Origin of the sequence: Mycobacterium sp. Aquia_216 (assembly GCF_026723865.1) — a bacterium.
Lineage (GTDB): Bacteria > Actinomycetota > Actinomycetes > Mycobacteriales > Mycobacteriaceae > Mycobacterium.
Window position 1 is genome coordinate 650,482 of sequence record NZ_CP113529.1, and the last position, 21,231, is coordinate 671,712.

A 21,231-nucleotide genomic window follows, 5' to 3' on the forward strand; every position below is an offset into this window, starting at 1 on the left:
ACTCCTCGTGTGTCTGTGCCGTTGCCCATACTGTGGTCCGGGTGCCCGGCCGGTGTCCAAGACCAAGCCACTATGCAGCGATTCACGGCGCTTATCGACCGGTGGTCTAGCGTCAATAGTCGCCGATTATCGATCCTGAGCAGAAGAGTATTGGACGCAGACGGGGGTTTCTCTGCATCGTGCAATCAGGTGCTGCTACACATTCGAGAAAGCGGAAGGAGCACGGCGATGTCTGACTTGATCACCCCGGCGGCGGAATCGACCGACGAATCCCCGCGCATCGCCGATCTGGTCGCGGTGGCGGCCGCTCGACAGCCGGACTCGCCGGCGCTCGTCGTCACCGCGGATCGGCTATCGGTGAACTACGGGGATCTGATCCGGCTGGTTGACGACCTGGCCGGCCGACTGAAGGGCGGCGGCCTGCGGCCGGGGGACCGGATCGCGCTGCGCTCCGGCAGCAATGCCGAATTCGTCGTTGGCTTGCTGGCGGCGTCGCGTGCGGGGCTGATTGCGGTTCCCCTGGACCCGGCCTTGCCCCTCCGCGACCAGCGGGTCCGAAGCGAGGCGGCGGGCGCGCGGGTGGTGCTCACCGACGGCGAGGAGCCCGGCGACAAGTCGGAATCGGGGTTGCGGTGGTGGCCGATCGCGGTGACCGTCAACCGTGACGGGAGCGCTCCGGCAGTCCAGCTGGACGCGGCGACGGCTCCGGATCCAGACGTGTCGACGCCCGAGGGGCTGCAGCGCGAGGACGCGATGATCATGTTCACCGGCGGGACCACGGGCATGCCGAAAATGGTCCCGTGGACTGACGGAAACCTCGAGAGCTCGGTGCGGGCCATCATCGCCGCCTACCGGCTGGGCCCGACGGACGCGACGGTCGCGGTGATGCCGCTTTACCACGGCCACGGCCTGGTCGCCGCTTTGCTGTCCACGCTGGCATCCGGCGGGACCGTGCTGTTGCCGGCCCGCGGGAAATTCTCCGCGCACACCTTCTGGGACGACATCAACGCGGTCGGGGCCACCTGGTACACCGCGGTTCCGACGATTCACCAGATCCTGTTGGAGCGCAACAAGCCTGAGCAGCCGGACAACGGGCGCGCCGCGTTGCGCTTCATCCGAAGCTGCAGTGCTCCGCTCACCACCGAAACGGCCCAGGCGCTGCAGGATACGTTCGGCGCAACCGTGGTGTGTGCATTCGGGATGACCGAGGCCACCCATCAGGTCACCACCACCGGAGTCGACCAAAACGAAAACCCCGCCGAGATAACAGGTCTCGTCGGGCGCTCGACCAGTCCGCAGATCCGCATCGTCGGGTCCGACGGGCAGTCCCTTCCTGCCGAAGCCGTCGGCGAGGTCTGGCTGCACGGCCCGACCGTGGTGCGCGGCTACCTCGGCGATCCGGCGATCACCGCCGCCAACTTCACCGACGGCTGGCTGCGCACCGGTGATCTGGGGTCGCTGTCGACCGAGGGCGATCTGAGCATCCGCGGGCGAATCAAGGAACTCATCAACCGTGGCGGTGAGAAGATTTCTCCGGAGCGAATCGAGGGCGTGCTGGCCAGCCACCCCGACGTGCTGGAGGTGGCTGTGTTCGGTCTGCCGGACAAGATGTACGGCGAGACGGTGGCCGCGGTGATCGTCGGCCGAGGCGCGACTCCGCCGAGCCCCGAGGAGCTCACGGAATTCTGCCGCGAGCGGCTGGCGCCCTACGAGGTGCCCGCCACCTTCCTGGCGACCCGCGAGCTGCCGCACACCGCCAAGGGCTCGCTGGACCGCCGCGCCGTCGCCCAGCAGTTCGGCCCAGCCGCGTGAGAAGGGCTGTGCGGCAACCTCACTGGGTTGACGAGGTCACGTTTCCCCAGGCGGCCCGGGCGCCCGAATCGCCGACGCGATAGGTCTGCACCAGCGTGGCCACGGCCGCGATGACCACCAGTACCCCGGCCACGGCGTGCAGTGTGAGCTTCAGGTCCACACCGCGCGCCTCACGAACGTGCAGGACGGCCAATACCGTGACCGTCGCCGCCAGCGCCGCCACGATGTAGATCAGGGTTGAGCCGAGTTGCTCGTGGGTGGTGAGCGCCGGCGTCGGCGCACCGACGCGAGCCGACAACCAGACGCCCGAGCTGGTCGTCAACGGGGTCAGCACGAGCGTGCCCACCGCCAGTAGCAGAACCAGCCAGATCAGCCGGCGCCGCGCCGCGGGCCACACCACACACAGGATCGCCAGAATCGCGGTCAGCGGACCCAGGACGACCACGAAATGATTGAGCAGGATATGGGCAGGCAGTCCATTAATTGTCGACATACTCGAGTCCGGGGCTCCCAATCTGGCTTATTGTCAGGTGCTTTCAGACAGTAGCCTTCAGCCGCGTCGCGGCCGACTCCGGCATCGGTTCGTAGCGGACAAACGAACGGGTGAAGGACGCGGCCCCGTGCGCCAGCGAACGCAAATCGATCGCATACCGGGTCAGCTCGACCTGAGGCACCTCGGCCCGCACCACCGTGCGTTCCTGGCCCGCGGTATCGGTGCCGAGCACGCGGCCGCGCCGACCCGACAAGTCACCCATCACCGCGCCCACGAAATCGTCGGGCACCAGCACCGAAATCTCGTCGAGCGGCTCGAGCAGGGCCACTTTCGTCGCCGCGGCGGCCTCGCGCAATGCCAGGGAACCCGCCATCTGGAACGCGAAGTCCGACGAGTCCACGCTGTGGGCCTTCCCGTCTAGCAGGGTGACCCGGATGTCGACCACCGGATAACCGGCGTGCACACCCTTCTCCATCTGTGTGCGGACACCCTTCTCCACGCTCGGGATGAATTGCCGCGGTACCGCTCCGCCGACGACCTTGTCGACGAACTCGAATCCGGAGCCCTCCGGCAACGGCTCCACCTCGATGTCGCAGACCGCGTACTGGCCATGCCCACCCGACTGCTTGACGTGGCGACCGTGGCCTTTTGCCTTGCCGCTGAAGGTTTCCCGCAACGGGATACGCAATTGCACCGTGTCTACCGTGACGCCGTACCGGTTGGCCAGGGCCTCGAGGACGACGCCGGCATGGGCCTCGCCCATGCACCACAACACGATCTGGTGCGTTTGCTGATTCTGCTCGATCCGCAGGGTCGGGTCCTCGGCGGCCAACCGGCCCAACCCGACCGACAGTTTGTCCTCGTCGGTCTTGGTATGCGCCGCAATGGCAATCGGCAGCAGCGGTTCCGGCATGGCCCACGGTTTCAACACCAGCGGCTCGGACTTGTCGGAGAGGGTGTCGCCGGTTTCGGCACGGCTGAGTTTGCCTATCGCGCAGATGTCGCCGGCCACCACCTCGGGTGCGGGCCGTTGCTGCTTGCCGAGTGGGAAGGACAGCACCCCGATGCGTTCGTCTTCGTCGTGGTCGGGGTGGGTATTGCTATTGCCGTTGGTCCCGTCGGGACCGCCGAAGAAGGACGAAAAATGGCCCGACACATGCACCGTCGTGTCGGGCCTGATGGTCCCGGAGAACACCCGGACCAGGCTTACCCTGCCGACGTAGGGGTCCGACGTCGTCTTCACCACCTCGGCCAACAGCGGCGCTTCGGCATCGCAAGCCAGCCCGGCATGCGCAGCGCCATGTGGCGTAAACACCTCCGGTATCCGATGTTCCATCGGCGACGGGAAACCGCGGGTGGCGACCTCGAGTAATTCGCGGGTGCCGACCCCGGTGCCGCTGCAGACCGGGATGACCGGGAAGAACGATCCCCGGGCGACGGCGTGCTCCAGGTCTTCGATCAGCACGGCCTCGTCGATCATTTCACCGCCGAGATAACGGTCCATCAAGGACTCGTCCTCGGATTCCTCGATGATTCCCTCGATCAGCGTGCCGCGCGCGTCTTCGATCCGGTCGGCATCCGAGGGATCCGGCGGCTCGATGCTGCGCGTGCCACCGGAATACCGGTAGCGCTGCCTCGACAGCAGACCGATCAGACCGGCGCAGTTGGTTGGAGAGGTCGGCAGATAGAGCGGTAAAACCTTGTCGCCGAACGCGTCTTGGGCAGCTTGCAGGGCGTCGAGGTAGCTTGCGCGGGCGTGGTCGAGTTTGGTGATCACCACGGCGCGGGGCATGCCGACCTGGTTGCACTCTGCCCAGAGTGACTTGGTCGGCTCGTCGACACCCTCGTTGGCGGCGATCACGAACAGCGCACAATCCGCGGCGCGCAATCCGGCGCGCAGCTCACCGACGAAGTCGGCGTATCCGGGCGTGTCGACCAGGTTGATCTTGATGCCACCGTGCACGAGGGAGGCGACCGCAACGCCGACCGACCGTTGCTGGCGGATTTCCGCGTCGTCGTAGTCGCAGATGGTGCTGCCGTCGGTCACCGAGCCCGCCCTGGTCAGCACGCCGCCCGCGACGAGCAGAGCCTCAACCAGGGTCGTCTTGCCGCCACCCGAGGGCCCCACCAGGACGATGTTGCGCACATCGCCAGGACGGTTCGCGGTGGGAGCGGCTCCTGTGCCCGCCGAAGCGTTCGCCTTGTCCGCCATGACCTTCCTCCACTTCGCTCGGTCGGGCACGGTGTGTCCTAGCTCACAGAACGTATGAGGCAACCTTTCTCCCAACGGTCGCCCAACACAAGGCCACGGGTCTGCCAATTGCGGCCCGCGGCGTGCGTGGTCAGGCGTGCCAGCTCGACCAGCGGCGCACGGCTATTGCGATGACCGGGCCGTTCAGCGAAACCGATTGGTACTGAGGGTATTTCGCGCGCAAAAGTCGGTAGCCGGTGTGCATCGCCGCGCCGTCGGAATGAATGGACGCGTCACCGTCGACCCGGACCCACCACAACTGTGTCCAATCGTCGGCGTAGTGGTCGACGAGCAGGCTGACCCGTGCGTTGTCGGCGATGTTCGCCAGCCGACGCAGCCGCTGCGTGCTTTTCGGTTTCGCGTCGATGGCGGTGTACACCATGTCGTGGTGGTCGGGGGAGTCCGCCGTAGAGGTCTCGCAGACCGCGAAAACCACCGGCACCAGGTGCGGTCTTCCGTCGGCCGAGCTGGTTGCCAGTCGCGCCACCGGTGACCGCGTGAACCTGACCTTGGGGTCGAATTCGCCCACCGTGCCAGCTTAGGGGTGCAATAGCTGGTCAGCGTCCGTGCGGCCTGAACTAGCTACCTGCATTACGGTGAGGTACACAAATTTGTGCGGTCCAGACGTAGAGGCTGGGCCGCTTCTGGTTCGCACCCCGATGCAGGGAGGTACGGGATGAGCAAAGGGCACCCCCGCTCAGTCTGGTGGTCATGGTTGGTCAGCGTGCTGGCTGTGGTCGGACTGGGCCTGGGCCTGACGACGGTCCCGGCAGCTGCATCGCCGTCAACCCTGGCACAGGACCGGTTCCGCGACGCGCCCATCTTCCCGCTGGACCCCGCCGCGATCGCGGCGCAAGTCGGACCGCAGGTCGTCGACATCAGCACCCGGTTCGGCTACAACAACGCGATAGGGGCCGGAACCGGCATCGTGATCGATCCCGCCGGCGTGGTGCTGACCAACAACCACGTGATCTCGGCGGCCACCGACATCAGCGCGTTCGACGTCGGCAATGGTCAGACCTACGCCGTCGACGTGATCGGGTACTCCCGCAGCGCCGACATCGCGGTGCTGCAGCTGCGGGGCGCGGGCGGCCTGCCTGCCGCCGTTATCGGTGGCGGCGTCGCGATCGGGGAGCCGGTCGTGGCGCTCGGCAACACCCATGGCCAGGGCGGGGCGCCCAGCGTGGTGCCGGGCCGAGTCGTCGCCCTCAACCAGAGCGTCTCGGCCACCGACACCCTCACCGGTGCCAACGAAAGCCTGGGCGGGTTGATCCAGGCCGACACCGCGATCAAGCCCGGCGACTCGGGTGGGCCGCTGGTCAACAACGCCGGGCAGGTGGTCGGGGTGGACACGGCCGCCACCGACAGCTACAAGATGTCGGGCGGTCAGGGTTTCGCCATTCCGATCGGTCGCGCGATGGGCGTGGCGGGTCAGATCCGGTCCGGCGCCGGTTCCAACACCGTGCACATCGGCCCCACGGCCTTCCTCGGCCTGGGCGTTGCCGAGAACGGTGGCAATGGCGCGGGAGTTCAGCGCCTGGTCGACGGCGGTCCCGCCGCGGGCAGTGGAATCGCGCCCGGCGACATCATCACCGCCGTCGACAACGTCCCGATCAACGGCCCCACGGCGATGACGGATGTGCTCGTCCCGCACCATCCCGGGGACGTCATCACGCTGCACTGGCGCTCTGCTCAAGGCGGCGACCGCAGCGCGCCCGTGACATTGGGAGACGGGCCGCCGGCCTGATCCCGACCCGCGTACGTGCTGGCCGGCGGCCAATTCGGTTGCAGTCACGGCAAATTAGCTGGGTGATTCCGACAGGCCCGCCTCGGGTACACGTGGCATCGTGGAATTGATGAACGACGCAACCGACGCCTCGCAAAAGGGTTCCGAGCACGATCCCGCGGAAGGTAGTCACGTCGAAGGGGGTGTAGTCGAGCACCCCAACGCGGAGGACTTTGAGATCGCCGCCTCACTGCCGGCCGATCCGACGTGGTTCAAACACGCGGTCTTCTACGAGGTGCTGGTCCGGGCGTTCCTGGACGGCAACGCGGACGGGTCCGGTGACCTGCGCGGGCTGCTGCAGCGCCTGGACTACCTGCAGTGGCTCGGCATCGACTGCATCTGGCTGCCGCCCTTCTACGACTCGCCGCTGCGGGACGGCGGTTACGACATCCGCGACTTCTACAAGGTGCTGCCCGAGTTCGGCACAGTCGAGGATTTCGTCGCGCTGATCGACGCCGCTCACCAGCGGGGCATCCGGGTGATCACCGATTTGGTGATGAACCACACATCCGAGTCGCACCCGTGGTTTCAGGAGTCGCGGCACGACCCCGACGGGCCGTACGGCGACTTCTACGTGTGGAGCGACACCAGCGAGAAGTACACCGATGCCCGCATCATCTTCATCGACACCGAGGAATCGAACTGGACGTTCGACCCGGTGCGCAAACAGTTCTACTGGCACCGGTTCTTCTCGCATCAGCCGGACCTGAACTACGACAACCCGGCCGTGCAGGAAGCGATGATCGACGTGCTGCGCTTCTGGCTCGATCTCGGGATCGACGGGTTCCGGCTGGACGCGGTGCCCTACCTGTTCGAGCGCGAGGGCACCAACTGCGAGAACCTGCCCGAGACGCACGCGTTCCTGCGGCGGGTCCGCAAGGTCGTCGACGACGAGTTCCCCGGTCGGGTGTTGCTGGCAGAAGCCAATCAGTGGCCTGCCGACGTCGTCGAGTACTTCGGCGACGCCAGCACCGGCGGCGACGAATGCCATATGGCGTTCCACTTTCCGCTGATGCCGCGGATCTTCATGGCGGTCCGGCGCGAATCGCGGTTCCCGATCTCGGAGATCCTCGCCCAGACACCCGAGATCCCGGACATGGCGCAGTGGGGGATCTTCCTGCGTAACCATGACGAGCTGACGCTGGAAATGGTCACCGACGAAGAACGCGACTACATGTACTCCGAGTACGCCAAGGACCCGCGGATGAAGGCCAACGTCGGGATCCGGCGCCGGCTGGCACCACTGCTGGACAACGACCGCAACCAGATCGAGCTGTTCACCGCGCTGCTGCTGTCGCTGCCCGGTTCGCCGGTGCTGTACTACGGCGACGAGATCGGGATGGGCGATGTCATCTGGCTGGGTGACCGCGACGGGGTGCGCACCCCGATGCAGTGGACCCCGGACCGCAACGCCGGCTTCTCCAACGCCAACCCCGGCCGGCTGTATTTGCCGCCCAGTCAGGATTCGGTCTACGGCTATCAGGCGGTCAATGTGGAAGCTCAGCGCGACACCTCGACGTCGCTGCTCAACTTCACCCGCACGATGCTGGCAGTGCGCCGTCGGCACGACGCCTTCGCCATCGGCAGCTTCGAGGAACTCGGCGGGTCGAACCCGTCGGTGCTGGCGTTCCTGCGCCAGGCACCGGACGACGGCGACATTGTGCTGTGCGTGAACAACCTGTCGCGGTTTCCCCAGCCTCTGGAGTTGAACCTGCAACATTGGAGCGGTCACACGCCGATCGAGCTCACCGGGCAGGTGGAGTTCCCCCGTATCGGTCACCTGCCCTATTTGCTGACACTGCCGGGACATGGGTTCTACTGGTTCCAGCTGTGCGCATCGGAGGAGAAGTCATGACCCGCGCCCACGACGATGCAGTGCGAACCGACGAGGAGGAGTGGCGCCCATGACCCAGTCAGCCAAGCTGCCTTGGAGCGAATGGCTGCCACAGCAACGTTGGTATGCCGGCCGCAACCGTGAGCTGTCCAGCGCCGAACCCGCGGTCGTCGTCCCGCTGCGTGACGGCCTCGACCTGGTGCTCGTCGACGCCACCTACACCAGCGGGCCCCCGGAGCGCTATCAGGTGTTGGTGGGCTGGGACGTCGAGCCGTTCACCGAGTTCAACACGGTTGCCACCATCGGCTCGGCCGATGACCAGACCGGCTACGACGCGCTGTACGAAACCGAGGCGCCCAAGTTTCTGTTGTCGCTGATCGACACGGCTGCCGCCCGCGACTCCTCCGGCACCCAGGTGGTGTTCCGCAAGGAGCCGGGTGTCACGCTTCCGCTGGACGCGATGCCGCGGGTCGCCGATGCCGAGCAGTCCAACACCAGCGTGATCTTCGATCGATCCGCCATCTTCAAGGTCTTCCGGCGGGTCAGTAGCGGTATCAACCCGGACATCGAGTTGAACCGGGTGCTGGGCAGGGCCGGCAACCCCAATGTGGCCCGGCTGCTGGGCACCTACGAGATCGCCGGTGCCGACGGCGCCGAGGACACGGCGTGCCCGTTGGGCATGGTCACCGAGTTCGAGTCCAACGCCGCCGAAGGCTGGGCGATGGCCACGGCCAGCGTTCGCGACCTGTTCGCCGAGGGCGACCTGTACGCCTACGAGGTCGGCGGCGACTTCGCCGGTGAGTCCTACCGGCTCGGGGAGGCCGTCGCGTCGGTGCACGCCACGCTGGCCGAATCCCTCGGAACGGCGCAAGCCACCTTCCCGGTGGACAACGTGCTGGCGCGGCTGGCCTCGACCGCGGCGCTGGTCCCCGAACTCGAGGAGCACGTGGCCTCGATCGAACAGCGCTTCGGCAAGCTGGTCGGCGAGACGATCACCGTTCAGCGGGTACACGGCGATCTGCATCTGGGCCAGGTGCTGCGCACCCCGGAGAGCTGGGTGCTGATCGACTTCGAGGGGGAGCCGGGCCAGCCGCTGGACGAACGACGGGCCCCGGATTCACCGCTGCGCGACGTGGCCGGCGTGTTGCGGTCGTTCGAGTACGCCGCCTACGGGCCGCTGGTCGACCACGGGGGCGACAAGCAGCTGGCTGCCCGCGCCCGGGAATGGGTCGAGCGCAATCGCAGCGCGTTCTGCGACGGATACGCGGCCGCGTCGGATGCCGATCCCCGGGACTCCGCGCAGCTGCTGGCCGCCTACGAACTCGACAAGGCCGTGTACGAGGCCGGCTACGAGGCGCGGCACCGGCCGGGGTGGTTGCCGATCCCGCTGCGGTCCATCGCCCGGCTCACCGCCGTCTAGCAGGCCGCTGCGTCGGCGACGGGGATTTGAAAGCATGTCCCGTGTGGCAAGTGAGGTTTTCGACAGCGAGGCTCGATTGTCGTGGGTGCTGGCCGGGTTGGCCGGTGTCCTGGGGGCGACCGCATTTACCCACTCCGAGGGCTACTTTGTCACCTTCATGACCGGGAATGCCCAGCGCGCGGTGCTGGGGTACTTCCGGCATGACGTGCTGCTGTCGATATCGGCGGGGGTGCTGATGCTGTGCTTCGTCACCGGCGTGGTGGTCGCGTCGGCGTGCCGTCGCCGGTTCTGGTCGGCGCACCCGCACGGACCGACCGTGCTGACCACCTTCAGCCTGATCGCCGCCACCGCGCTCGACGTGGTCGACGAGGGGTGGCAGGAGAACATGCTCGATTTCGCGCCGATCATGCTGGTCGTTTTCGGCGTCGGCGCGTTGAACACGTCGTTCGTCAAGAACGGCGAGGTGTCGGTGCCGTTGAGCTATGTGACCGGCACCCTGGTCAAGATGGGCCAGGGCATCGAACGGCACCTCGCCGGCGGAACTGCGGCGGACTGGCTCGGGTACTTCCTGCTGCTCGCGAGTTTCATGCTGGGCGCCGCGGTCGGTGGCTGCATCAGCCTGGTGGTCAATGGCACCTGGATGCTGGTGGTGGCCTCCGGCGTGTGCGCGATGACAACCGGCATCACCTACTTCCACATGGACCGGCGCGCCGCCCTAGATTAGTCCGGGGCAACCAACCAGCATCGGCAGCGGCGCCGACCGGGCGCCACTGCCGATGGTGGTTTTGGGTGGGTCAGGCGGCGGGAGCGCTGCCTGTGTTCAGCACCTGCAGGATGTCGGGCTTCATGGCCATCAGCTGCTGGTTCCAGTACGGCCACGAGTGCGTCCCATTGGCGGGGAAGTTGAACACCCCGTTGCGTCCGCCCGAGGCCAGATAGGTGTTCTGGAACTGCTCGTTGGTGCGCAACGTGAGGCCCTCGAGGAACTTCGCCGGCATGTTGTCGCCGCCGAGGTCGCTCGGTGTGCCGTTACCGCAGTACACCCAGACGCGGGTGTTGTTGGCGACCAGCCGCGGAATCTGCAGCATCGGGTCGTTGCGCTTCCACGCCGGGTCGCTGGACGGACCCCACATGCTGTTGGCGCTGTAACCGCCCGAGTCGCTCATCGCCAAGCCGATCAGCGTCGGCCACCAGCCATCGGACGGGTTGAGGAAGCCCGACAGCGACGCGGCGTACGGGAACTGCTGCGGGTAGTAGGCGGCCAGGATCAGCGAGGAGCCGCCCGACATCGACAGGCCCACCGCGGCGTTGCCGAGCGGATCTACCTGCTTGTTGGCCTGCAACCAGAGAGGCATCTCCTGAGTCAGGAAGGTCTCCCATTTGTAGGTGTAGGTCTGGCCGTTGCTTGACGACGGCTGGTACCAGTTGCTGTAGAAGCTGGACTGGCCGCCGACGGGCATGACCACCGACAGGCCGGACTGGTAGAACTCCTCGAACGCCGGGGTATTGATGTCCCAGCCGTTGTAGTCGTCCTGCGCGCGCAGGCCATCGAGCAGGTACACGGCGTGCGGTCCGCCGCCCTGGAATTGAACCTTGATGTTGCGACCCATCGACGGTGATGGAATCTGCAGGGTCTCCACTGGAAGACCCGGCTTCGAGAACGCCCCCGCAGTCGCCGAGCCGCCAACAACAGCGACCAGACCGGACAACAGGGCAGCGCCTACAACCGCGATAGCCAGCCGGCGCGGCATGGTTGTCGCAGCGCCACGCAACTTCTCAACGAATGTCATAGCTCTTACCCATCCCAACTTTCATCTGCCGCGTTGCGCGGTGGAATCTGTTCTCCGGGAGTGAAACACAGTGGGAGGGTCTAATTCGTTTGTCGCGGCCGGGGTGGCAGATCGCGGTTGGCTAACGATTGAGAGTCGGCCAGGAATCGTCTCGTTCAGGTCACGGTTGGCTTGCGGAACCGCACGCGACGTCGCGCCACCGGCAGGTCACCGCGAGATCGACACCAGCGCGCCCACGCGCGGCGTGTCGTCACGCTTACGTCGATGTCGCGGTCGGCAGTCGATGGCGAACGGCGTCACGCCACTAGGCGACGCAAAAGCGTTGAGGCCGTGGCAATTCCGAGCACGGCCGCCATGATCAACACGACTATGCCCAGCGGGTGCAGCGGGGTGCCGATCAACAGCGCCCGCAGGGCGTCGACCTCGTAGCTCAGCGGGTTGACGGTGCTCAGCACACGCAGCCACGAGGGCATGACGTCGACCGGGTACAGCGCGTTGGACGCGAAGAACAACGGCATCGTGATGGCCTGCCCGATGCCCATCAGACGATCTCGGCTGCGAACCAGCCCGGCCAATGTCATCGACAGGCAAGCGAAGAACGCGGCGCCGAGCATGACGACGCTCATCGCCGCCAGGATTCGCAGCGGGTTGACGGTCAGGCCGACCCGCATCAGATAAGCGAGCGCCAGCACGCCGACGACCTGGGCGACCGAGCGCACCCCGGCCGCGAACGCCTTGCCGGTGATCAGTGCCGACGCCGGCGCCGGCGTCACCATCAGCTTGGCCAGCACGCCGGCGTCTCGATCCCAAATGATCTGTATGCCATAGAAAATCGAGATGAACAGCGCCGACTGGGCGATGATGCCCGGTGCCAGGAAAGCCAGATAGGACACCGATCCGGTGTTGATCACGTGCAACTTGCTGAATGTCGTTCCGAAGATCAGCAGCCACAACGCCGGTTGCACCATTCGGGTGACAAGTTCGGTGCGGTCATGCCGCAGCTTCTGCAATTCGACGATCGCGAACGCCCCCATGCGGCCGAACGTTGCGCTGACCCGTTGCCAACCGCGCGGTGCGCGCACCAGGGTGGCTGCCGGCATTTCGCTGGCGTGATCAACTCGCACGGCTGGCAACCTTTCTACTGGACCGGATCTCGCGGAAATCGGATGTCGATGATTCGGGCGACGGGTCGCCGCGCAGGTCCGAAGAGGCGTAGTGGCGGAATACGTCCTCGAGCGTGGCGCCGGGGCAGACCTTGGACTTCAACTCGGTGGGAGTGCCGACGGCGCGTAGGACGCCGCGATGCATCAGCGCGACGCGATCGCACAAGGCGTCGGCTTCCTCCATGTAGTGCGTGGTCAGCAGCACGGTCATGCCGAACTGGGCCTGCATGCGCTGGACCTGAGTCCACACGCCGTCGCGGGCGATCGGGTCCAGACCGACCGTCGGCTCGTCGAGCACCAGCAGTGAGGGGCGATTGACCAGCGCCTGCGCCACTTCCAGGCGACGCACCATGCCGCCCGAATAGGTCCCCGCCAGCCGGTCGGCCACGTCGAGCAGCGCCATGGCAACCAGCGCCTGCTCGACACGGTCGGCACGCTCGGCGCGCGGCACGCCGTACAGCCGGACGAACCATTCCACGTTCTGCCGGCCGGTCAGTGCGGGCTCGATCGAAAGTTGTTGCGGCACATAGCCGATATTGCTACGAATGTCGATGGTCTGGCGGCGGGAGTCCAGCCCGAAGATGCGCAGTTCACCGCGCTGCACCGGGGTCAGCGTGGTGAGCATCCGCACCAGCGTCGTCTTTCCCGCGCCGTTGGGTCCGAGCAGGCCCATCGTTTCGCCGGGCCGCACCTGCAACGTCAAGTCGTCGACGGCGGTAAACCGGCCGTAGTGGAAGGTCAGGTGCCGGCAGTCGATTGCCATCGGTAGTAATTTCGTCATGGTCGTCTCTCCTGTAATCTGCGGGCCACCGTGTCGAGAACCTCCAACCCCTTTGTCAGAGAATTGATTTGGTCGTGATCGAGTTCGCCCAACACCTCGGACAGCAGCGCGCGCCGGGCCGCTCGCGATGCGTCGATGATCTGCTGGGTGGTCTCGGCGAGCCGAAGCTGGCAGGCGCGTCGGTCCGTATCGTCGACGGTTCGGATCAGTGAGCCGTTGGCCACCAGCTTGGAGACCAGCGTCGAGGCGGTGTTGGGCACCAGCCCAAGGTCGCCTGCCGCGGCACGGACCGAGATTCCCGGCCGCCGGCCGACCAGCCAGAGCAGCTCTGACTGTGACTCGGTGAACCGCGCGGAGTCGAGTCCCCGGCCGGCAGACCTGCGTAGCTGGCGGCGGAATCGGCCGACGACGCCGAACACGTCGGTGACCAGGTCGGTGCGTGATCCCAGCGCTTGCATATACAGCTCTGTTTACGAGCTATATATGTGTGCCAGCTATGTAGGGCTTATATCTGGGCTACTTGTCCAGGTGGTGCAGCATGACGTCCGTCACGGTGCCGTCATCGACGCTGGTCGTCATGTAGCTGCGGAACGGCTGACGGCGGCGGTCGGTGGGCGAGCCCGGGTTGAGCAGGCGCAGCCCGGTCTTGGTGGTGCTATCCCACGGAATGTGGCTGTGTCCGAAAACCAGCACCTCGCTGTCCGGATACAGCCGCGACATCCGGGCTTCGCGGCCGGATGAGGCGCCGGTTTCGTGCACGACCGTGAAGCGCACGCCCGCCAACGTCACGTCCGCACGCTCCGGCAGTCGCGCCCGCAACTCCGGGCCGTCGTTGTTGCCCCAGCATCCGATCAGCCGCGCGGCCCTGGACTCCAGCTCGTCGAGCAACTCGAGCGCGATCCAGTCGCCGGCATGGATGACGACGTCGGCCCGCTCGACTTCCTCCCACACCCGCGCGGGCAGATCGCGGGCGCGCACCGGGACATGGGTATCGGCAATCAACAGCAGCCTCACCAACCCATTGTGGGCGTTCTTCGTGGTCTGTCGGCCGCCGGCCTTCATCCCGCTGTCTGGAGCTTGGTGGCTGGCGTCGAGACACCCTCACCGGGAAGAGGCGAACGAACGAGTCGACGCGGTCCGGATGGCCGGAGCAGTTGGCCGGCCGGCCGCGGGCGCACGCGGATCGGCCACCAGAACCAGCGCCCGAGCAGCGCTGCGATCGACGGTGTCATCAAGGAGCGCACGACGAGAGTGTCGAAGAGCAGGCCGAGTCCAATTGTGGTGCCGGCCTGACCGATCGAGCGGAGATCGCTGGCGGCCATGGACATCATGGTGAAGGCGAAAACGAGCCCCGCAACCGTCACGACACCACCCGTCTCCCCTATCGAACGGATGATGCCGGTTTTCAGCCCGGCGCCGAACTCCTCCTGAAACCGTGACACCAGCAACAAGTTGTAGTCGGAACCGACAGCCAGCAGAATGATCAACCCGAACACCGGTGCGATCCAGTTCAGGTCCAAGCCCAAGATATGTTGCCACACCAGCACCGACAGCCCGAAGGCGGCGCCGAGTGAGAGTAGAACCGTACCGACGATCACCAGGGACGCCACCAACGCCCGGGTGATGAGCACCATAACGGCGAAAATGAGTGTCAGAGCGGCGATTCCGACGATGAGCAGGTCGTATTGAGATCCTGCCTGGATGTCGCGGTATATCGCCGCAGTGCCGGCGAGGTAGAACTTGGCGTCGGTCAGGGCCGTGCCCTTCACGGCTTGCTGCGCAGCCGCCAGTTCCGGCTTGACCGCGGAGATGCCTGCCGGAGTCGCAGGATCCGTGTCGTGAATGATGACAAAGCGCGCAGCCTTGCCGTCCGGTGAAAGGAATAGCTTCAAACCCCGCTGAAAGTCCGCATTTTGGAACGCTTCCGGAGGAAGGTAGAAGTAGTCCCCGCTTCTGGAGGCGTCGAAGGCCTGGCCCATCGCGCCCGCCGTGTCTGTCATCTGTGCCATTTGCGCGACCAGACCCGAGAAGCTGCTGTGCATCGTTAGCAGGGTGTCCTGCATCGACTGGGCGATGGCGATGATCGGCGGGAACTCAGCGAGCATCTGAGGCAATGTGGCATCGACATTGTTCAGGTCGCTGATCAGCGTGCTCATGTTCTCGCTGAATTTGTCCACACCGTCGATCGCCTCGAATACCGACCTGGAGGCCCAGCACACCGGGATGTTGAAACAGTGTGGCTCCCAATATAGATAGCCGCGGAGCGGCCTGGCGAAGTCATCGAAATCCGCTAGATGGTCTCGCATCCCGTCCAGCGTGGCCTGCATGGCGTGCATATCGCCGACCATGTGACGGGTCGCGCCGCTCATTTGTCCTAGCAGGCCCTGCATTCGCTGCATCGAGCCGATCATGGCGCCAAGGTCGTCGCTCATCTTGAGCATGTCGGCCGTCCGGTCCTTCATGAATTGGAGGTTCTGCTGGATCGGGATCGATTGAGCGCTGATCTGGAACGGTATGGACGTGTGCTCGATCGGCCCGCCCAATGGACGCGTGATGCTTTGCACCATGGCGATTCCCGGCGCTCGGAAGACATCTTTGGCGACCCTGTCGAGGATGATCATGTCACCGCTATTGCGCATGTCGTGATCGCTCTCGATCATCAGGATATCGGGATTCATTGTCGCGGCGCTGAAATGCCGCTCCGCAGCGGCATATCCGACATTCGACGGTAGGTTGCTCGGTACGTAGAAGCGATCGTTGTAGCTGATCTTCATGCTCGGCATGATGAGGATGCCGACGATGGCGATGGCTAGTGAGACCGCGAACACCGGACCGGGCCAACGCACCGCAGCGGTGCCGATGCGCCGCCATCGCCGGACTTTGACAGCCCGTTTCGCGTCGAGTAGGCCGAATCGGCTGGCTACGGTGACCACGGCCGGCGCGGCGGTGAGCGCACCGGCCACGACAACGAGCAGCCCCAATGCGGACGGAATGCCCAGCGCCTTGAAGTACGACAGTCGTGCCAAGTGGAGGCAGAAGGTGGCCCCGGCGATGGTCAGCCCCGAGCCCAGAATGATATGGAATGTCCCGCGAAACATCTTGTAATAGGCGGTCTCTCGATCCTGACCGGCTAGGCGCGCCTCCTGGTACCGACCGATGAGAAAGATCGCGTAATCGGTTCCTGCCGCGATCGCCAAGGACGACAACATGGCAACGACGAATGTGGAAAATCCCAACAAACCGTTGTTCCCGAGGAGCGCCACCAGTCCTCGGGCCGTTCCCATTTCGAAGCCGACCATGACGAGAACTAGAAGCACCGTGCTGATGGAACGGTAGGCGATGAACAGCATGATCATGATGACCACCCCTGTCACGCCCATCATCTTGAACATGCTCTTGTCGGCGGCTTCGTTCATGTCTGTGGTCAGGGGCGCGGCGCCCGTGACGTATACCCTCAGGCCGTTGGGCGGTCCGGACCCGTCAACGATCTCCCGGACCGCTTTGACGGACTTGTTTCCCTGGGTGCTGCCCTGGTCTCCGGCCAAATTGAGTTGGACGTAAGCAGCTTTACCGTCTCGGCTCTGGACGCCGGCGGCGGTTAACGCGTCCCCCCAGAGGTTCTGCACATGCTGCACGTGTTTGGAGTCGGTGTTTAATCTTCGCACGAGGCCGTCGAAGTAGCGGTGCGCCTCATCTCCGAGCGGGTGATCGCTCTCGAGGACGATCATCGCGATGCTGTCGGAGTCCGACTCGTGAAAAGTCTTGCCGATGTGTTTGGCGGCGATCATTGCCGGCGCGTCTTGTGGCGACATCGTCACCGCGTGGGTCCGCGCGACTGATTCGATCGGCGGCACAAGCACATTGAGGGCGACGGTCAGCAGCAGCCACGCCACCAGGATCGGCACCGCCAACCTGCGGACGAATCGTGGGAATCTCGGGCGGATCTCGCCTTGGGAGGCGTTGTCAGCGTTCATGCGGCTTTCACCAGACAGGAAGTTTGGGCGTGGCGCCCGATTGAAACGTGTTCGTTCGTCACCTGGCCGTTGACGGTGATACGGCACCCGATGTTGTCGCTATTGCCCTGCGCTACAACGCTGGCGATCACGGCCGGCACTGTCGTTGCGACCGAAAGGGTCCAGGGCAGGCCGGTAAAGTTCGCCTGTACCGGCTGGTCATTCTTATCCAGGTAGCTCACGCTTCCTGCCGAGTCTGCGGCCCCGTAGACCTCGTAAGTGACCCGCTTCACGTGCGAAGCTTCGAGCGGCTCGGCGGCCGCGCCGGTTGCGGAAAAGATCTCGTCGGAGCCGAACACGCCCCGCAGCCGCATGACGGCTTGGCCTCCGAGGGTAATCGCCACCACGACGACGAGCGGCACCCACGTACGTTTCACGAACGTCAACACCTCGAGATTCCCTTCGCCGGTGCTCGTCCTTATGGACAAGCGATGATCTGCCCGCGTCGACGCATTCCAAATGCGGTGCGGGTCGAGCGCTGTCCGTCAGCATATACCCTACCGGGTATGGTATAAAGGAGCCATGGCAATCGAAGATGGCAAGAGCGGACCGCGCGCAGCGGATGTCGCAAGGCATGACGCCGGCGACATCGAAGTTGTCCTCACTCGGTTGCGCCGGGCGCACGGTCAGCTCGGGGGAGTCATCTCGATGATCGAGCAGGGACGCAGCTGTAAGGACGTCGTCACCCAGCTGGCTGCGGTGTCAAAGGCGCTGGATCGCGCGGGTTTCAAAATCATCGCCTCCGGCCTGCGTGACTGCATCACGCGGTCAGGGGATCAGCCACCCCTGTCGATCGATGAACTGGAGAAGCTATTCCTAAGCCTGGCGTGATCGCCCGGCTGCGACGGAAGGAAGCAGCAAATGTCAGCGGTTCAAAGTGACCGAGCTAAACCGAAGGTGACACTGTGGCTGGACCCGGTGTGTCCCTTCTCGTGGAATACCGCACGTTGGCTACGCGCCGCCGCCGCGAACCTCGGGTTGGCTGTCGATTGGCAACTGATGAATCTGGCGGTTCTCAATGAAGGACGCGAACTGCCGCCCGCCCAGCAGGCCCGGATGCGCGACTCACGACAGGTTGGCAGGTTGATGGTGGCCATCGCCCGCGAACAGAACGATGCCGGATGGATCGCCGCGTACTTCGCCTTTGGTGAGCGATATTTCGACCACTCCGAACCCATCACCGACTCCCTCGTCGCGCACGTCTTGAACGCGGCGGCCGTGCGCGACATAACCCCTGCGATTGTCTCCGATTCATCGCTGGACGAAGCTGTACGGGACGGGCACCAGGGAGGACAAGACGCGCTCGGGGAGGTCGGCGGCAGTCCGATTCTGCGCATCGGCGGACGCGCATTTTTCGGGCCGGTCCTGACTGCACTGCCCGATGCGCAGACCACGGTCGCATTGTTCGACGCGGTGGCCACTCTGGTCGCGACTGCGCAGTTCACTCAGCTGCAACGACCACGCACCGCGGCCTAGCCCGGAGCGCGGCGAACTTTTGGTAGTTCAAGGCCGAAAAGAGGAGGAACAAATGACGTCAGGATTGAGGACCACGCTGCACACCTCGTTCGAGGACGCGGTGGACCGGACGACAAAGGCGCTGGCCGCACAGGGTTTCGGCGTACTGACCACAATCGACGTGAAAGCCACGCTGCAGCAGAAGCTCGGGGAGGATATGGAGAACTACATCATCCTGGGTGCCTGCAACCCGGCGCTGGCGCATCGCGCGCTGGGCATCCACCGCCAGATCGGCCAGTTACTGCCGTGCAACGTGGTGGTGCGGTCCGACCCCGCTCGCGAAGGCGATGCCGTTTTGGTCGAGGCGATGGATCCCCAACTCATGGTCAAAGTGACAGGCGAGTCGGGGGCTTTGCAGGACGTCGCGGACCAGGCCGCCGCCAAACTACAGGCGGCGATCGGCGCACTGGGGTAACTCTTTGCCGCGCGCCGGGACAGGGGTATCGGCAATCGGCAGCAGCCTCACGAGTTCTATGCTTACCCGCGAGCAGAGGAGAAAGCATGCGTACCTTCGAGTCAGTCTCCGACTTGGCCGCCGCCACGGGCGAGACGATCGGGCAAAGCGACTGGGTGACCATCACTCAGGAAGAGGTCAACCTTTTCGCCGACGCGACCGGCGACCACCAATGGATCCACGTCGACCCGGAACGGGCGAAGGACGGTCCATTCGGCAAGACCATCGCTCATGGCTTCATGACTCTGTCGTTGCTGCCTCGGCTGCAACACGACATGTACACCGTCAAGGGCATCAAGCTGGCAATCAACTACGGGCTGAACAAGGTTCGCTTCCCGTCGCCGGTACCGGTGGGCTCCAAGGTACGTGCGACGACGTCGCTGGTCGGCGTCGAGGACCTGGGCAACGGCACCGTGCAGGGGACGATGTCGACGACCATCGAGGTGGACGGATCGCCGAAACCGGCCTGTGTCGCCGAGAGCATCATCCGCTACATTTCCTGATGCATCTGCTCGGCGGTTAGAACTCGGCGACCGAGTGCTCCAGTCGTTCCGCTAGCCGGGCTTGGGCTTCGGCCCGCCGGGTGGGTATGTGCGCCGACGGGAAGGGCGTTGTCACAGGCTGGTATTCGCGCAGCGTGCGGCGGGCCACCGTCATCTTGTGCAGTTCGGTGGCGCCGTCGGCGATGCCCAGCGACTCGGCGGCGACAAGCATCTTGACGAACGGCATCTCGTCGGAAACCCCTAACGCGCCGTGCAAGTGCAGGGCGCGCTGCGCGACGTCGTGCAGCACCTGGGGCATCGCGACTTTCACGGCCGCGATATCGCGGCGCACCTTCTGGTAGTCGTGATGCTTGTCGATCAGCCACGCGGTGCGCAGCACCAGCAGCCGGAACTGCTCGATCTGAATCCAGCTGTCGGCGATCTTCTCCTGGGTCATCTGGAAGTCGGCCAGTTTGCCGTGCCGGGTCTGGCGTGACACCGCCCGCTCGCACATCATGTCGAAAGCCTTGCGCGCCAGCGCAATTGTGCGCATGGCGTGATGGATGCGGCCGCCGCCGAGGCGGGTCTGCGCGATCATGAAGGCCGAGCCTTCACCGCCTAGCACGTGATCGGCGGGCACGCGGACGTCGTTGTAACGCACGTAGCCGTGCGAGCCGTGCTTGCCCGACTCGCCTCCGACCGCGACGTTGCGGATGATCTCGATGCCCGGGGTCTCGCCCGGGACGATGAACAGCGACATCTTGTCGTACGTGCGGGCGTCGGGTTTGGTCACCGCCATCACGATGAAGAACGATGCGTGCTTGGCGTTGCTGGAAAACCACTTCTCCCCGTTGATGACCCAGTCCCCATTTCCAGCACCGTCCTGGGTCGCCGACGTCACGAACATGCCGGGATCGGAGCCGCCCTGCGGTTCGGTCATCGAGTAGCACGAGGTGATCTCGCCGTCGAGCAGCGGCTGCAGATAGCGGGCCTTCTGCTCGTCGGTACCGAACAGCGCGAGTATCTCGGCATTTCCGGAGTCGGGCGCCTGGCAGCCGAACACCGACGGGGCCCAGCGGGAACGCCCGAGGATCTCGTTGAGCAGCGCGAGCTTGACCTGGCCGTAGCCTTGGCCGCCGAGTTCGGGCCCCAGATGCGCGGCCCATAGACCTTGGTCCTTCACCTGCTGCTGCAGCGGCCGCAGGATGGCCATCATCTCGGCGTTCTGCTTGTCGTAGGGATCGAGGGCGACCAGATCGAGCGGTTCCAGCTCCTCGACCATGAATTTTTCCACCCAGTCCAGCTTCGCCTGGTATTCCGGGTCCGTTTCGAAGTCCCACACCGTGGCCAACCGTTCCCCGGCGCATCGTCGCGCCGGCATCTTAGATAAACCCTGAAGGAGTTATGTCATCGTATGCGCGGCCCGCGACGGGTAGC

20 protein-coding genes are annotated in these 21,231 nt (G+C 65.1%); 9 read left to right on the forward strand and 11 right to left on the reverse strand.

Translation table 11 applies throughout. From position 1 onward, the window contains the following. Nucleotides 1-228 precede the first annotated feature (228 nt). Nucleotides 229-1,812, forward strand: coding sequence for a FadD7 family fatty acid--CoA ligase (locus tag OK015_RS03060; RefSeq protein ID WP_268129158.1), 1,584 nt, complete (start codon nucleotides 229-231; stop codon nucleotides 1,810-1,812). A gap of 19 nt (nucleotides 1,813-1,831) precedes the next feature. Here the strand turns inward: OK015_RS03060 and OK015_RS03065 are convergent, their stop codons facing one another. From OK015_RS03065 to OK015_RS03075, 3 genes are all read right to left on the reverse strand, one after another. Further along, nucleotides 1,832-2,305: a DUF2231 domain-containing protein gene (locus OK015_RS03065; RefSeq protein ID WP_268129159.1), complete on the reverse strand. Its 474-nt coding sequence runs from the start codon at nucleotides 2,303-2,305 to the stop codon at nucleotides 1,832-1,834. 43 nt (nucleotides 2,306-2,348) lie between these two features. Next, entirely contained in the window at nucleotides 2,349-4,517 is a 2,169-nt protein-coding gene (locus OK015_RS03070) for an elongation factor G-like protein EF-G2 (protein WP_268129161.1), read from the reverse strand. A gap of 130 nt (nucleotides 4,518-4,647) precedes the next feature. Further along, complete coding sequence (locus OK015_RS03075) at nucleotides 4,648-5,085, reverse strand: TIGR03668 family PPOX class F420-dependent oxidoreductase (RefSeq protein WP_268129162.1); 438 nt, start codon at nucleotides 5,083-5,085, stop codon at nucleotides 4,648-4,650. 147 nt (nucleotides 5,086-5,232) lie between these two features. On the opposite strand from OK015_RS03075, the gene OK015_RS03080 reads away from it, so the two are divergent. From OK015_RS03080 to OK015_RS03095, 4 genes are all read left to right on the forward strand, one after another. Continuing rightward, nucleotides 5,233-6,303 carry a S1C family serine protease gene (locus OK015_RS03080; protein WP_268129163.1) on the forward strand — a complete coding sequence of 357 codons (1,071 nt, stop codon included), beginning with the start codon at nucleotides 5,233-5,235 and terminating at the stop codon, nucleotides 6,301-6,303. Nucleotides 6,304-6,412: 109 nt separating this feature from the next. Then, nucleotides 6,413-8,197, forward strand: coding sequence for a maltose alpha-D-glucosyltransferase (gene treS, locus OK015_RS03085; protein WP_268129164.1), 1,785 nt, complete (start codon nucleotides 6,413-6,415; stop codon nucleotides 8,195-8,197). 49 nt (nucleotides 8,198-8,246) lie between these two features. Beyond that, nucleotides 8,247-9,596: a maltokinase N-terminal cap-like domain-containing protein gene (locus OK015_RS03090; protein WP_268129166.1), complete on the forward strand. Its 1,350-nt coding sequence runs from the start codon at nucleotides 8,247-8,249 to the stop codon at nucleotides 9,594-9,596. Nucleotides 9,597-9,630: 34 nt separating this feature from the next. Continuing rightward, nucleotides 9,631-10,320, forward strand: coding sequence for a YoaK family protein (locus OK015_RS03095; protein ID WP_442791193.1), 690 nt, complete (start codon nucleotides 9,631-9,633; stop codon nucleotides 10,318-10,320). 70 nt (nucleotides 10,321-10,390) lie between these two features. Here the strand turns inward: OK015_RS03095 and ag85C are convergent, their stop codons facing one another. The 7 genes from ag85C to OK015_RS03130 all read right to left on the reverse strand — a co-directional run bounded on the left by ag85C (nucleotide 10,391) and on the right by OK015_RS03130 (nucleotide 17,732). Next, a complete protein-coding gene (gene ag85C, locus OK015_RS03100) occupies nucleotides 10,391-11,386 on the reverse strand; it encodes a diacylglycerol acyltransferase/mycolyltransferase Ag85C (RefSeq protein WP_268129168.1) in 996 nt (331 codons plus the stop codon). Between the two features lie 296 nt (nucleotides 11,387-11,682). Beyond that, the gene (locus OK015_RS03105; RefSeq protein ID WP_442791259.1) at nucleotides 11,683-12,486 is read right to left on the reverse strand and encodes an ABC transporter permease; all 804 of its coding nucleotides are present in this window, start codon (nucleotides 12,484-12,486) and stop codon (nucleotides 11,683-11,685) included. Nucleotides 12,487-12,499: 13 nt separating this feature from the next. Next, on the reverse strand, nucleotides 12,500-13,330 hold the full coding sequence (locus OK015_RS03110) for an ATP-binding cassette domain-containing protein (RefSeq protein WP_268129171.1): 831 nt from the start codon (nucleotides 13,328-13,330) through the stop codon (nucleotides 12,500-12,502). After that, the gene (locus OK015_RS03115) at nucleotides 13,327-13,788 is read right to left on the reverse strand and encodes a MarR family winged helix-turn-helix transcriptional regulator (RefSeq protein ID WP_268129173.1); all 462 of its coding nucleotides are present in this window, start codon (nucleotides 13,786-13,788) and stop codon (nucleotides 13,327-13,329) included. The genes OK015_RS03110 and OK015_RS03115 overlap by 4 nt, the downstream gene beginning before the upstream one ends. A gap of 58 nt (nucleotides 13,789-13,846) precedes the next feature. Beyond that, complete coding sequence (locus OK015_RS03120; protein WP_268129174.1) at nucleotides 13,847-14,344, reverse strand: metallophosphoesterase family protein; 498 nt, start codon at nucleotides 14,342-14,344, stop codon at nucleotides 13,847-13,849. Between the two features lie 44 nt (nucleotides 14,345-14,388). After that, nucleotides 14,389-17,304 carry an MMPL/RND family transporter gene (locus OK015_RS03125; RefSeq protein ID WP_268129176.1) on the reverse strand — a complete coding sequence of 972 codons (2,916 nt, stop codon included), beginning with the start codon at nucleotides 17,302-17,304 and terminating at the stop codon, nucleotides 14,389-14,391. Continuing rightward, entirely contained in the window at nucleotides 17,301-17,732 is a 432-nt protein-coding gene (locus OK015_RS03130) for an MmpS family transport accessory protein (protein ID WP_268129178.1), read from the reverse strand. Before OK015_RS03130 ends, OK015_RS03125 begins: the two co-directional genes overlap by 4 nt. A gap of 133 nt (nucleotides 17,733-17,865) precedes the next feature. On the opposite strand from OK015_RS03130, the gene OK015_RS03135 reads away from it, so the two are divergent. The 4 genes from OK015_RS03135 to OK015_RS03150 all read left to right on the forward strand — a co-directional run bounded on the left by OK015_RS03135 (nucleotide 17,866) and on the right by OK015_RS03150 (nucleotide 19,815). Continuing rightward, complete coding sequence (locus OK015_RS03135; RefSeq protein WP_268129180.1) at nucleotides 17,866-18,174, forward strand: metal-sensitive transcriptional regulator; 309 nt, start codon at nucleotides 17,866-17,868, stop codon at nucleotides 18,172-18,174. Nucleotides 18,175-18,204: 30 nt separating this feature from the next. Continuing rightward, nucleotides 18,205-18,819, forward strand: coding sequence for a mycothiol-dependent nitroreductase Rv2466c family protein (locus OK015_RS03140; RefSeq protein ID WP_268129182.1), 615 nt, complete (start codon nucleotides 18,205-18,207; stop codon nucleotides 18,817-18,819). A 52-nt stretch (nucleotides 18,820-18,871) separates the two neighbouring features. Next, nucleotides 18,872-19,273 (forward strand): DUF302 domain-containing protein, encoded by a 402-nt coding sequence (locus tag OK015_RS03145; protein WP_268129184.1) that lies wholly within the window; start codon nucleotides 18,872-18,874, stop codon nucleotides 19,271-19,273. An 86-nt stretch (nucleotides 19,274-19,359) separates the two neighbouring features. After that, nucleotides 19,360-19,815, forward strand: a complete 456-nt coding sequence (locus tag OK015_RS03150) for a MaoC family dehydratase (RefSeq protein ID WP_268129185.1) — start codon at nucleotides 19,360-19,362, stop codon at nucleotides 19,813-19,815. 16 nt (nucleotides 19,816-19,831) lie between these two features. Here OK015_RS03150 and OK015_RS03155 read toward each other — a convergent pair whose 3' ends face one another. Beyond that, entirely contained in the window at nucleotides 19,832-21,175 is a 1,344-nt protein-coding gene (locus OK015_RS03155) for an acyl-CoA dehydrogenase family protein (RefSeq protein WP_268129186.1), read from the reverse strand. Nucleotides 21,176-21,231: the final 56 nt, after the last annotated feature.